The sequence below is a fragment of the Actinacidiphila sp. bgisy167 genome (assembly GCF_965342175.1).
GTDB lineage: Bacteria > Actinomycetota > Actinomycetes > Streptomycetales > Streptomycetaceae > Actinacidiphila.
Genome location: NZ_CBDRBL010000026.1, coordinates 69125 through 81029, shown reverse-complemented (window position 1 = coordinate 81029; position 11905 = coordinate 69125). Strand labels below are relative to the sequence as shown.

The 11905-nt window shown below is 72.6% G+C and carries 14 protein-coding genes; 8 read left to right on the top strand and 6 right to left on the bottom strand.

Annotated elements, in window-relative coordinates; all coding sequences use genetic code 11:
• Positions 1–3: 3 nt before the first annotated feature.
• The gene (locus ACRWND_RS13335; protein WP_431948937.1) at positions 4–282 is read right to left on the bottom strand and encodes a hypothetical protein; all 279 of its coding nucleotides are present in this window, start codon (positions 280–282) and stop codon (positions 4–6) included.
• A 165-nt stretch (positions 283–447) separates the two neighbouring features.
• Here ACRWND_RS13335 and trpS point away from each other — a divergent pair, with 165 nt between their 5' ends.
• The 4 genes from trpS to ACRWND_RS13315 all read left to right on the top strand — a co-directional run bounded on the left by trpS (position 448) and on the right by ACRWND_RS13315 (position 4317).
• The gene (gene trpS / locus ACRWND_RS13330) at positions 448–1461 is read left to right on the top strand and encodes a tryptophan--tRNA ligase (RefSeq protein WP_431948936.1); all 1014 of its coding nucleotides are present in this window, start codon (positions 448–450) and stop codon (positions 1459–1461) included.
• Between the two features lie 180 nt (positions 1462–1641).
• Complete coding sequence (locus ACRWND_RS13325) at positions 1642–2238, top strand: 2'-5' RNA ligase family protein (RefSeq protein WP_431948935.1); 597 nt, start codon at positions 1642–1644, stop codon at positions 2236–2238.
• A gap of 503 nt (positions 2239–2741) precedes the next feature.
• Positions 2742–3365: a response regulator gene (locus tag ACRWND_RS13320; protein WP_431948934.1), complete on the top strand. Its 624-nt coding sequence runs from the start codon at positions 2742–2744 to the stop codon at positions 3363–3365.
• A gap of 37 nt (positions 3366–3402) precedes the next feature.
• On the top strand, positions 3403–4317 hold the full coding sequence (locus ACRWND_RS13315) for a YihY/virulence factor BrkB family protein (RefSeq protein WP_431948933.1): 915 nt from the start codon (positions 3403–3405) through the stop codon (positions 4315–4317).
• A 145-nt stretch (positions 4318–4462) separates the two neighbouring features.
• On the opposite strand, the gene ACRWND_RS13310 is transcribed toward ACRWND_RS13315, so the two are convergent.
• Entirely contained in the window at positions 4463–5326 is an 864-nt protein-coding gene (locus ACRWND_RS13310) for a helix-turn-helix transcriptional regulator (RefSeq protein WP_431948943.1), read from the bottom strand.
• Between the two features lie 103 nt (positions 5327–5429).
• Between ACRWND_RS13310 and ACRWND_RS13305 the strand changes: the two genes are divergently transcribed.
• On the top strand, positions 5430–5861 hold the full coding sequence (locus ACRWND_RS13305) for a VOC family protein (RefSeq protein WP_431948932.1): 432 nt from the start codon (positions 5430–5432) through the stop codon (positions 5859–5861).
• 346 nt (positions 5862–6207) lie between these two features.
• Here ACRWND_RS13305 and ACRWND_RS13300 read toward each other — a convergent pair whose 3' ends face one another.
• Together ACRWND_RS13300 and ACRWND_RS13295 are read right to left on the bottom strand one after the other, a co-directional pair.
• The gene (locus tag ACRWND_RS13300; RefSeq protein WP_431948931.1) at positions 6208–6426 is read right to left on the bottom strand and encodes a hypothetical protein; all 219 of its coding nucleotides are present in this window, start codon (positions 6424–6426) and stop codon (positions 6208–6210) included.
• 337 nt (positions 6427–6763) lie between these two features.
• Positions 6764–8287, bottom strand: coding sequence for a D-alanyl-D-alanine carboxypeptidase (locus ACRWND_RS13295; RefSeq protein ID WP_431948930.1), 1524 nt, complete (start codon positions 8285–8287; stop codon positions 6764–6766).
• Between the two features lie 188 nt (positions 8288–8475).
• Here ACRWND_RS13295 and ACRWND_RS13290 point away from each other — a divergent pair, with 188 nt between their 5' ends.
• The 3 genes from ACRWND_RS13290 (at position 8476) to ACRWND_RS13280 (ending at position 10552) form a co-directional block, all read left to right on the top strand.
• The gene (locus ACRWND_RS13290; protein ID WP_431948929.1) at positions 8476–8724 is read left to right on the top strand and encodes an SCO4848 family membrane protein; all 249 of its coding nucleotides are present in this window, start codon (positions 8476–8478) and stop codon (positions 8722–8724) included.
• Positions 8721–10031: a metallophosphoesterase gene (locus tag ACRWND_RS13285; RefSeq protein ID WP_431948928.1), complete on the top strand. Its 1311-nt coding sequence runs from the start codon at positions 8721–8723 to the stop codon at positions 10029–10031. Before ACRWND_RS13290 ends, ACRWND_RS13285 begins: the two co-directional genes overlap by 4 nt.
• 119 nt (positions 10032–10150) lie before the next feature.
• Positions 10151–10552, top strand: coding sequence for an ATP-binding protein (locus tag ACRWND_RS13280; RefSeq protein ID WP_431948927.1), 402 nt, complete (start codon positions 10151–10153; stop codon positions 10550–10552).
• 62 nt (positions 10553–10614) lie between these two features.
• Here the strand turns inward: ACRWND_RS13280 and ACRWND_RS13275 are convergent, their stop codons facing one another.
• Both ACRWND_RS13275 and ACRWND_RS13270 read right to left on the bottom strand, forming a co-directional pair.
• Positions 10615–11253 carry a TetR/AcrR family transcriptional regulator gene (locus ACRWND_RS13275; protein ID WP_431948942.1) on the bottom strand — a complete coding sequence of 213 codons (639 nt, stop codon included), beginning with the start codon at positions 11251–11253 and terminating at the stop codon, positions 10615–10617.
• Positions 11254–11356: 103 nt separating this feature from the next.
• Positions 11357–11905 (bottom strand): thiol-disulfide oxidoreductase DCC family protein, encoded by a 549-nt coding sequence (locus ACRWND_RS13270; protein ID WP_431948926.1) that lies wholly within the window; start codon positions 11903–11905, stop codon positions 11357–11359.

Below are 11905 nucleotides of genomic sequence, written 5' to 3'. Positions count from 1 at the left end.
GCATCAGCCGGCGGTGGTGCCACGGCGCCACCGCCATACGAGCGCCGTCGCTCCCGACCCGGCGGCGAGACCGGCCAGGGCCCACCAGCCCTCCGCCGGACCGTCGCCGCCGGCCAGGCTCTCACGCTGCTCCGCCGTCCCCTTCGGCCCGCCCGGCTCGAACAGGCCGAGCCTTTCGAGCAGCGGGCCGAGGGACGCGGACGCGCGACGCCACAGCACGTAGTCGTCGGCGGCATACGTCCGCGTGCAGGCGCACCAGCTCCGCGTACGCCTCCCGCTCACCGGCGCGTACGCGCGCGATCAACGCCGCCTCCCCGTCCGTGGCGGACCCCCTCCCGTCACCCGGCGCCGTCCCCGTGCGGCCCCGTCACCCCTTCTACACCGCTGCCCCGCCCCGGGTTCCCATCCCGGGCCAAGATCCGGCGCGGACCTGAGAGAATGAGTGCCATGGCTCTCGATCGTCCCCGTGTGCTCTCCGGCATCCAGCCCACCGCAGGTTCGTTCCACCTGGGCAACTACCTGGGCGCGGTCCGTCAGTGGGTGGCCCTGCAGGAGACCCACGACGCCTTCTACATGGTCGTCGACCTCCACGCGATCACCGTTCCGCAGGACCCGGCCGAGCTGCGCGCCAACACCCGGCTCGCCGCCGCCCAGCTCCTTGCCGCCGGGCTCGACCCGGAGCGCTGCACCCTGTTCGTCCAGAGCCACGTCCCCGAACACGCTCAGCTCGGCTGGGTGTTCAACTGCCTCACCGGCTTCGGCGAGGCGTCCCGCATGACGCAGTTCAAGGACAAGTCCGCCAAGCAGGGCGCCGATCGGGCCACCGTCGGCCTGTTCACGTACCCGATCCTGCAGGTCGCGGACATCCTGCTGTACCAGGCGAACGCCGTCCCCGTCGGCGAGGACCAGCGCCAGCACATCGAGCTCACCCGCGACCTCGCGGAGCGCTTCAACGGCCGCTTCGGCGACACCTTCACCGTCCCCGACGCCTACATCGTCAAGGAGACGGCGAAGATCTACGACCTGCAGGAACCGCTGTCGAAGATGAGCAAGTCGGCGGCGTCCCCCAAGGGCCTGATCAACCTCTTGGACGAGCCCAAGGCCTCCGCGAAGAAGATCAAGAGCGCGGTCACCGACACCGACACCGTGATCCGCTACGACGAGCAGGAGAAGCCGGGCATCAGCAATCTGCTGACCATCTACTCCACCCTCACCGGCACCGCGATCCCGGAACTCGAGCAGCAGTACGAGGGCAAGGGCTACGGCGCGCTGAAGACCGACCTCGCGGAGGTCTTCGTCGAGTGGGTCACGCCGTTCCGCGAGCGCACCCAGGAGTACCTGGGCGACCCGGAGACGCTGGACTCGGTCCTGGCCAAGGGCGCCGAGAAGGCCCGGTCCGTCGCCGGGGAGACCCTGGCGACGGCGTACGAGAGGATCGGCTTCCTGCCGGCCAAGCACTGACGGCCCGTTCCGGCTTCGGGACGCCCGGGCGCGCACGGCTGCGGAGGGCTTAGGTCCCGTGCGGGGTGTGACGGACGACGCTCGCGCGTCAGGGCGCGCGAGCGTCACACTGGCACTGACGGAGTTGTGTCGTATGCGTGCGTGCGACGCCGCGCACCGACCCGGGGAAGGGGTGAACGCGTGGGAAACCGCATGATCGGCGTGTCGATCGCGGTCCCCGAGCCTTACGGCAGCCTGTTGCAACAGCGCCGTGCCGGCTACGGAGACCCGCTGGCGTACTGCATCCCCACCCACGTCACGCTGCTGCCGCCGACCGAGGTGGACCCGGCGCTGCTTCCGGCCTTCCGCGAGCATCTCGCCGAGGTCGCCGCCGCCGGCCGCGCCTTCCCCATGCGGCTGGAGGGCACGGCGAGCTTCCGGCCGGTCACCCCGGTCGTCTATGTCGATCTCGTCCAGGGCGGCCCCGACTGCGACGAGCTGCAGAAGCGGGTCCGCTCCGGCCCGGTCCGCCGCGAGCTCCAGTTCCCGTACCACCCGCACGTCACCATCGGCCACGGCATCCCCGACGAGGCGCTGGACCGCGCAGAGGCGGAACTCGCGGACTTCGTCGCGACCTGGACCGTCAGCTGCTTCTCGTTGTACGAGCAGGACGAGGCGGGGGTCTGGCGCAGTCTGCGCGACTACCCCTTCGGCGGCGCCGGGCATCCCCTCGTGCCGCACCAGCCCGGTGCGTGCGAGCCGCTCAGCACGGCTCCGGCGGGAGGCCCGCAGGGGTGACCGGGGCGGGCACACGTGATCGCCCGCCGGCGCGGCCGCCGCGGACCGAGCGCACCTGCCCGAAGCCCCTCGAGCGGCGAGGCGGTGGCCTTCGGCGAGCCGGCAGCCGATGAGCGCCGCACGGCGGTGCCCCCGGGCCGAGCCGCAGCCCCGACGGTGTCCCGCCGGCGCACTTCCGCGGACGACACGGACCGCGTCCCGGGGCCGTCGCCGCCGCTCACGGCGACCGCCGCCCAGTAGCGCGACGGCGCTGCGCGACATCGAGGCGGGAGACGGCGAGTCGGCGAGTCGGCGAATCGCACGTGGCCGGCTGCTCGGTCGACGCATCGTCATGTACGGCCCGGCGCCCGGATGTCCGTCGACCGGCTGACCCGCGCCGTCCGTCCGGCCGAGACCATCGACGTATGTCACCCATCGAAGTGCGCGGGCGGTTCGTGCACGGTGTCCGGCGCACCCGGAGCGGGCACCGACGTCGCCGTCACGCTGCCGCTCGGGGAGTCCTCGTGATCAGGGTCCTGCTGGTCGACGACCACCCCGTCGTGCGCGACGGGCTGCGGGGAATGCTCCAGGCCGAGTCGGGGCTCCTGGTCGTCGGCGAGGCGGGTTCCGGGGAGGAGGCGGTCGCGGTCGCCTTGGCGCTGCGGCCGGACGGCATCCTCATGGACCTGAGGATGCCGGGCCTCGACGGGGTCGGCGCCACGTCGTCGATCCGGTCCCGGCTGCCGTCGGCGCGCGTGGTGGTGCTGACGACGTACGAGACGGACGAGGACATCCTGCGTGCCGTGGAGGCGGGGGCGTCCGGGTACCTGCTGAAGGACGCCACCCGTTCGGCCCTCGCCTCGGCGGTGCGGGACGCGGCCCGGGGGGAGACGGTGCTGGCCCCGACGGTGGCGTCGCGGCCGGCCCGCGAGACCCGGCGGCGTACCGCGCCTTCGCTGCTCTCGGCCCGTGAGGTGGAGGTACTGTCACTGGTGGCGCGAGGGCACACGAACGCGGACATCGGTCGGCTGCTGCACATCACGGAGGCGACCGTGAAGACCCACTTGCTGCGCGCGTTCGTGAAACTGGACGTGGGCGACCGCACGGCGGCGGTGACCACGGCGATGTCCCTCGGCCTGCTTCCCTGACCAGACTGCAGGTCGTGACGGAGGGTAGGCGCGCGGTATGGACTGGCTGACTCGGCTCCCGGTGATCGGACCGTGGATGGCGCGGCTCATGCGCACCCACGCCTGGCGCACCTACGAACACCTGGAGAGCGTGCACTGGGCGCGGCTCGCCGCCGCCATCACCTTCGTCAGCTTCGTGGCGCTCTTCCCGCTGCTGACCGTGGCCGCCGCCGTCGGCGCGGCCCTGCTGTCACCCCGTCAGCTCAGGCAGCTGCAGGACAAGGTGGCCGAGCAGGTGCCCGGCATCGCGGACCGGCTCGACATCGGCGGACTCGTCGACAACGCCGGCACTGTCGGGACCATCGCGGCCGTCCTGCTGGTCTTCACCGGCGTCAGCTGGGTCGGCTCCCTGCGCGACTGCCTCAGGGCGGTCTGGCACAGGGACGACGAGACCGAGAACCTCCTCCTGCAGAAGCTCAAGGACTTCGGAGTCCTGGTCGGCCTGGGCGTCGTGGCGCTGCTCTCCGCCGGGTGCTCGACCCTCGCCGCGACGGCGGTCGGCCGCGTCGGCGACGCCATCGGTCTCGACGAACACGGTCCCGGGCGGGCCCTGCTGTCGGTGGCGGGCTTCTGCGTCGCCGTCGCCGTGGATCTGCTTGTCCTCGCCTACCTGCTCACCGCGCTGCCGCAGGTCACCCCGCGCCGACGCGACGTCGTCGTGGCGAGCCTCATCGGCGCGATCGGCTTCGAGGTGCTGAAGCTGCTCATCAGCGGTTATCTGCAGAGCGTGGCCACCAAGAACGTGTACGGCGCCTTCGGCGTGCCCATCGCGCTGCTGCTGTGGATCAACTTCACGGCGAAGCTCCTGCTGTTCTGCGCGGCCTGGACGGCCACCCCGCACCGTGCGGAGCACGCCGGCGCCCGTGAGGGCCGGCCGGGCGAGGCGGGGCACACACGGCCCGAGAGCGCTTGACTTCGGGCGTCAGAAGGCCCGCGCGGTCGGCCAGGTACCCTGCCTGGCCAGGTCGAGCCGGAGGCTTCGAGGGCGTCGGCCCTTGCAACCGTCCTGATCAACGATCACAGCGCGCGCATGCAACCTGATCACCGGGTTGTTCCGCTCAGGCGTGAGCGGAGCTGGAAATGCCCGATACCACCGCCAGGCGGAGCTTGGTTTCGTCCTTGGTGTCGGGGGCTGCGGTGAGAACGACGATCTTGCGTTCCGCGTCGCCGTCGGTCAGGACGTCGCAGTCCACTGAGATTGGCCCGGTCGCCGGGTGCTGGACGATCTTGTGGTCTTCCCGGTGTGCGCCGACCACGCCGGAGGCCCACAGTTCGGCGAAGCGTGGGCTGACCGTCGTGAGGTCCCGGATCAGGCCGGCCAGGCGCTCGCTGTCCGGGAACCGTCCCGTGGCGCGGCGCAGGTCGGACACGACGGAAGCCTCGACCTCCGGCTGGCTGAGCGAGGTCACCGGCCAGTGCGACAGGCAGGGGGCGGCCCCGTCGGCCGGGAAGGTGTCGCGAGCGAAGTTGCGCAGTGGCGACGGCGTTGAGGACGGGTCACCCAGCAGCGCCGCCCAGCAACGGTTCCACCAGATGAGCTGCCAGTCCGCGGCGAACACGGCGGCTGCGGAGTCGCCGAGCCGGTTCAGCATGCGGTGCAGGCGGGGCGGGATGTGGTCAGAGATCTCCCCGCCGGCCGGAGGGGCAAGCCCGGCCAGCCGGTAGAGATGGTCCCGCTCGGCGTCGGTGAGCTGCAGGGCGCGTGCCAGCGCCGCGGTCACCTGCGCCGACGGGGTCACATGGCGTCCCTGCTCCAGGCGGACCACATAATCGACCGAGATCCCCGCGAGCTCGGCAAGGTCCTCCCGGCGCAGTCCCGTGACCCGGCGCCTATGGCGGCTGGGCAGTCCCGCCGTGTCCGGCGCGACACGGCTGCGCCAGGTGCGCAGCATCGGTCCGAGTTTCGCGACGTCAGCGGTCATGAGACGGATTGTCGCACCGGGCGCCACCCCGAAGGTGGTAATGGTTTTCCCACCGAATTCCTCTCTCTGGTTGCCGGCCCGGCGACCGATGATTCTTGTCGACATGACCTTGACGTTCTCCCACGACCACGTGGGCATCACCGTTACGCCAGAGGACCTCGACGCCACCATCGCGTGGTATGCGCGCAACCTCGGCTTCGCTGTAGAACGAAAGTTTGAGTCTCATGGCACGACGTTCGTCTTCCTCACCGCAGGCGACGTCAAGATCGAGCTCCTCGCTGGCGCGTCGAACCGGGGCGCGGCGCCGACCGACAACATCCTCACGAGCATGCGCACGTCGCGCCTACACCACTTCTGCCTGGCCGTAGCAGATCTCGACGGGGCGCTGTCCCGGCTGCTCGAACTCGATGTGCCGCTGATCGGCGGCCCCATGGAGATACCGGCAACCGGCCAGCGCATCGCCTTCGTCACCGACAACGTCGGCACCATCATCGAGCTCAGCGACCCCGGCACACGGATCTCTGGCCGGGGGTAGGCGCACGCTGTCGATCCGCGCAGACTTCACCGGGCCCAGGACGCCAGGCAGGCCCGCTGGCAGCCCGCCGAGGTGGCGAGCCCGCATCTCGGTCGTCGCATCCCGGTCATAGCCGCCAAGGGCATCCCCTACATCCCCGACTCCAACCGGCTCCAGAACCTCAGCATTCACCTGCCGCGGCCGCCGCGCGCATCGGCACCCCCGTCACGTTGCAGTCCGTCCTCCAGCCTCCGCGGCATTGCGGTCTCCGCCGCCTTCCCGAACCGCCCTGCCCTGCCGCGCTGCTCGGGACGAGGCGCGGTGCGCCCCGACGGCCGAGGGCCGACCGCGCGCCGTTCCGTGTGCCTCAGCGAAGGAAGTGCGCCGCGGTGAACCACACGGCGGCCAGCACCAGGGCGGTGACCAGGATGTACCCCACCAGGTAGACCCCGGCGAGCACGGCCGCCGGGGCGGCGATGATCCAGCCGACGCGACCGGCCGGGGTCTTGGCCAGGAAGGCCGAGCGCACGCAGTAGGCGACCGCGACGAGGCCCAGGACGAGCCCGATGACCGACAACGTGCCCATGGCACGCTCCCTTCCCCTAGCGGTTCCCTGGTACCTGGGTACCGGCCGGGCCGCCCGTGCGGCAGGGGGCGGTCGCAGCGGGGTGGGCGCACGAGCCGCACGCGCGCCGTCAAGCGCCCCCGCCGGGGGCATGTGCGCATGGCAAGACGCGACGGGGTCGGCGGCGGGGAGCCACCGGCCCCGTCGCGTCGCGGGGTTGGCGCCGGACGGTGGAGTGGGACGGTGCGGATCAGGCCGCGCGGCCCGGCGGTCAGCTGTGCGGCCCGGCGGTCGGACCGGGCGGCCCGCGGCGTGTGGACCGGGCGGCCCGCACAGCTCAGGCCGTGCGGCCCGGCGTTCAGGCCGTGCGGTCCGCCGTGGCCCGGTCCTCTCGCCCGGCGCCTTCCTCGGCGGTGTTCTCCTTCTCCGCGGCCTTCCCCCCGGCGCTCTTCTGCTCCGCGGCCTTCCCGGCCGCCGTCACCTTCGACGCGGCCGCATCTTCCGTCCGCGCCTGCGCTTCGGCTTCCGTCTTCTTACCGCCGGGTTTCACCGCGCCCTTGGGCTTCGCGGACGTGTCGTCGCCGGGCTTGGCCGGGGCGGGGATGACGGCCGTCGCCGGCTGCTGCGGCAGCGGCCAGCGGCGCCGTACGAGGTAGGCCAGGGCGGCGACGGCCAGCACCGAGCCACCGGCGAGCGCGGCGGCCGTCCACGCACCGCCGCCGCCTCCTGAGGAGGCGGGCGCGGCCACGTGCCGGCGGGCTGTCTTGCCGGAGGAGGCGGAGGGCGAGGCGGAGGGTGCGGGGGAGGAGACGACGGCGGACTTCGGCGGCACCAGGGTGCCGACGGGAGTGACCACGCCCTCCGCCTCGAAGCCCCAGTCGAACAGCTTCGCCGCCTCCTTGTAGGCCATGTTGTGCCCCGCGCCGGGGTGCATGACGGTCACCAGCAGCGTGCGGTCGCCGCGCTGCGCGACTCCGGTGAAGGTGTTGCCGGCCTTGGAGGTGTAGCCGTTCTTCACACCCGCGATGCCGTTGTAGGTCGGGATGTCGTAGTCGCCGGTGAGCAGCCGGTTGGTGTTCTGTATCTCGAAGGTCTCGCGCTTCTTGGCGGCCTTCTCGCCCTTCTTCCCCTTGACCGTCTTCCACTTGCCGGGGAACTTCGCCCGCACGGTGGAGCAGTACTCGCGGAAGTCCGCGTTCTGCAGTCCGGAGCGCGCGAAGAGCGTCAGGTCGTACGCCGAGGAGACCTGGCCGGGCATGTCGTAGCCGTCGGGGGAGATCACGGTGGTGTCCTCCGCCTGCAGTTCGGCCGCCTTGCGCTGCATCTCCAGGACGGTCGCGTCCACGCCGCCGTTCATGGCGGACAGGACGTGGACGGCGTCGTTCCCGGACTGGAGGAAGACCCCGAGCCACAGGTCGCGGACGGTGTAGGTGAGGTTCTCCTTGACGCCGACGACGCTGCTGCCCGCGCCGACGCCGTCCAGGTCGGACGGCCGCACCTTGTACGTCCGCGACGGGTCCAGCTTCGGCAGAAGGGTGTCCGCGAACAGCATCTTGAGCGTGCTGGCGGGGGCCAGCTTCCAGTGGGCGTTGTGGGCGGCGAGCACCTGCCCGGTCTCGGCGTCGGAGACGATCCACGAGCGCGAGGTGATGTTCCCGGGCAGGGCGGGAGCCCCGGGCAGCAGACTGACCTGGGTGCCGGGCTGTCCCAGCCGGTCCCCGCCGATCCTCGACATCCGCGCGGGCGGCGTCGGTGTGGCGGACGGGGAGGAGGGCTTCGCGTGCGCGACCGGAGCGGTGGTCAGGGCCGCACCGCCGACGAGTGCGAGAGCGGACAGAACCAGGGCGGAACGGCGCATGGTGTGGTGGGAGGAGTTCGGCACGATGAGAAGTTACAGGCCGTTCCGGTGCCGCGGCAGGCGTGGAGGGCCGATCGGGGCCGTGACCGATCCCACGTCCGCGCCGTGCAACCGGGCGCTGCCCACGGGCGTCCTGAGCCGTTGCCCGCGACGGACGTCGCGCGGGGCGACCCTGCCCGAGGAGACCGCGCGGCGGCCCGCATACTGGACGCATGAAGCTCAGCCGCCCTGTGTCCTGGTTCCTGACCGCCTTCGGGGTGTGGAGCTGGATCGTGTGGACGACGTTCGTCAAGAACCTGTGGAAGGACGCCAGCGGGCTCGCCTTCGAGGGCGGTGACCACGGCTCGCCCACCGGGTACTTCTGGGTGCACCTGGCGCTGGCCGTCACCTCGCTGGTGCTCGGCACCGCGGTCGGCGTCATCGGCGTCCGCGGTCTGAGGGCCCTGAGGGCGGCCCGGTGATAGTCGCGTTCGCCGCCGTCGCGGTCGTCCTCGCCTTATTCGCCGCCGTGCACTACTACCTGTGGCGCCGGCTGGTCCGCGACGTGTCCGTGCCGGGCGGCTGGTGGCGGCGGACGGGGACGGTCCTGGCGGTCGTCCTGCCGCTGCTGAGCCTGGGCGCGCTGGCCGGCGGGCGGGCGCTGCCGCTGTCGGCGGCGCGGTGGCTGGCCTGGCCGGGCTTCCTGTGGCTGGCGGTGCTGCTCTACCTGACGCTCGCGACGCTGGCCGGCGAGGCCGTACGGCCGCTGCTGCGGCGGGCGCTGGCGTCCCGGGAGCGGTCCCGGGACGCGCGGGCCGCCGAGCCTGCCCCGCCCGCCGCGTCCGCCGGGCCGGTCCAGCAGGTCGCAGCGACTGCGGCGACTGCGGCAACCACCGCAGCCACCGCAACCACGGCGGCCCCCGCTGCATCGTCGGGGCCGCCGCCGGTACCGGCCTCCGCCGGGCCGACAAGGCGGCTGTTCGTCGCCCGTACGGTCGGTGCGGCCGCGGCCGTGGCCGCGGGGGTGACGGTCGGCCAGGGCACGTACGGCGTGCTGCGCGGGCCGCGCCTGAAGCACGTCACCGTGCCTCTCGCCAAGCTCCCCGCGAGCGCCGACGGCTACCGGATCGCCGTGGTGAGCGACATCCACATCGGCCCGATCCTCGGCAAGGCGCACACCCAGCGGATCGTGGAGACGATCAACGGGGCCCGCCCGGACCTCGTCGCCATCGTCGGCGACCTGGTCGACGGCTCGGTGCCGGACCTGGGTCCTGCGGCCGAGCCACTGGCCCGGCTCCGGGCGCGGGACGGGAGCTACTTCGTCACCGGCAACCACGAGTACTTCTCCGGGGCCGCGCCCTGGATCGACTTCGTGCGCGACCTCGGTGTCCACCCGCTGGAGAACGCCCGCACCGAACTCGCCGGCTTCGACCTGGCCGGTGTCAACGACATCAGCGGCGCGGACCACGACCACGCCCCCGACCACGCCAAGGCGCTCGGCGACCGGGACCCCTCGCGAGCGGTCGTGCTCCTCGCCCACCAGCCGGTGATGATCCACGAGGCCGTCCGGTACAACGTCGACCTGCAGTTGTCCGGGCACACCCACGGCGGGCAGCTGTGGCCCGGCAACTACCTCGCGGAACTGGCCAATCCCACGGTGGCCGGTCTGGAGGCGTACGGCGACACCCGGTTGTACGTCACCCGCGGCGCGGGCGCCTGGGGTCCGCCCGTCCGGGTGGGCGCGCCCTCGGACATCACGATCGTGACCCTCGCCTCTCCACGCGCCTGAGGTGGCCGGAAACCGCTCATCACAGGCGCACAATGCGGCACGGAGCGCATTCTCGAGGCCAAAATCGGTAAGGGATGATGCGACGAAGGGGGGCGTTCGCGCATGAGGAGAGTGACCAGGTGAGGCGCCGCGCGTTCCGGCTGCCCCGGCACCCGACGTCGGTCGGGCTGGCCCGGCACCGGGTACGCGACCACCTCGAGGGATGGGAGCAGGAGGGGGGGACCGTCGAGTCCGCGGTCCTGGTCGTGTCGGAGTTGGCGACCAACGCCGTACGGCACAGTCCGCTGCTGGAGCGCGAGTTCGAGGTGGCGGTGACCGTCCACTCCGACGGCTCGTGCGTCGTCGAGGTCTCCGACGGCGGGGCGCGGTCCCGCCCCGTGCCGCGCGACGCGGGGGACGGCGACGAGACGGGGCGCGGACTGCGGCTGGTGCAGGCGCTCGCGGACACCTGGGGCGTCCGGGAGCGCGGTCGGCACGGCAAGACGGTCTGGGTGGTGCTGGCAGAGCCTGCCGTGGGCTGACCGGGTGCGCGGCACCGAGGGTCGGCGCCGCGTGCCGTGCGCGGCCGGGCAGGCGGCCCGGCTCAGCGACGGAAGAGGAACTCCGTTAGCAGTTCGCGGATCTCGCGCACGATCGGCCGCAACAGCCGGTACCGGGAGAGCCGGAGGATCCGCGCGCCGAGCGGCGCGGTGCGCGCGACGAGCCGGCGGGTGCGCTCGGTGTCGGGGGAGTGGTCGAAGACCCAGTAGACGACGATGCCCATCTGGTACATCCACATCAGTTCGGGCAGCACCTCGGCGAGTTCGGCGTCTACCTTGATGTCGGAGCCGGACAGCACCCGTTCGTGGATGGAGATGGCGGCGTCGCGGGCCGGGTGCGACTCGGGGGAGAAGGGGCTGAGCGGGCTCGCCGGGTCGGCGGCGTTCTTGAAGAACTGGGCGGCGAACTGGTGGTAGGGGCGGGCCACGTCGACCCACGCGTTCATCACGGCGAGCAGCCGCGCCGCCAGGTCCCGGTCGCCGCCGCCGGCCAGGACGTCCTGGACCGCGGCGGCGTGCTCGGCGGCGAGGCGGTCGTAGAACCCCTGGACGAGGTGTTCCTTGCCGTCGAAGTAGTAGTAGGCGTTCCCGACCGAGACCCCGGCCTCCTTGGCGATGGCGCGCATCGTCGTCTTGTCGTAGCCCCGTTCCTCGAACAGCCGCATGGCGGTCTCGAGGATCAGGGCGCGCGTCTGCTCGCTCTTCGCAGGCCGGGGCGTCCCGGTGGGCGTGTCCGGGGACGTGCCGGGGGTCGTGCGGCGGGGTGCTTCTTCCACGTCGGTGAGCCTAACCGGGTGGGGCGCACCCGTCCGCGCACCCGTCCGCGCAGCCGTCTCCGGCGGCCTCGGGGGCGGTGCGCGTCCAGCCGCCCTCGGGGCGGTGCGACCCGCCATCGCCACCGGTGTGCGGCCGTTCTCCCCAGCCCGCGGCGGCGGCCGGGCGGCCCCACTGCGCCTCGCGGTAGCGGGCCGCGGCGAGCACGGCGGCGCGGGCGACGGGCGCTCCGGCGCGGGTGCTGAGGCGGTGCGCCAGCGGGCGGTACTCGGCGAGCGCCCACAGGCAGACCAGCCAGGCGGCGTCGCCCTGGTAGACCTGCCCCGAGTCACCGACGACGGTGATCTCGCGCAGGGTCGCGGTGTGGTCGAGCTCCGGGAAGCGGCTCCGGGCCTGGTCCGACCCGGCCGCGACGAGCTCCAGCGGCACGATCTGCCGTTGGCGCTCCAGCCAGCGGCGGACGAAGGTGCACAGCGAGCAGTCGGGGTCGTACAGCACGGTCAGCAGGCGGACCGGCACCGGGGCCGCCGGAGCGGCCCCGGTCGCTGGGGTGCGGTCCAT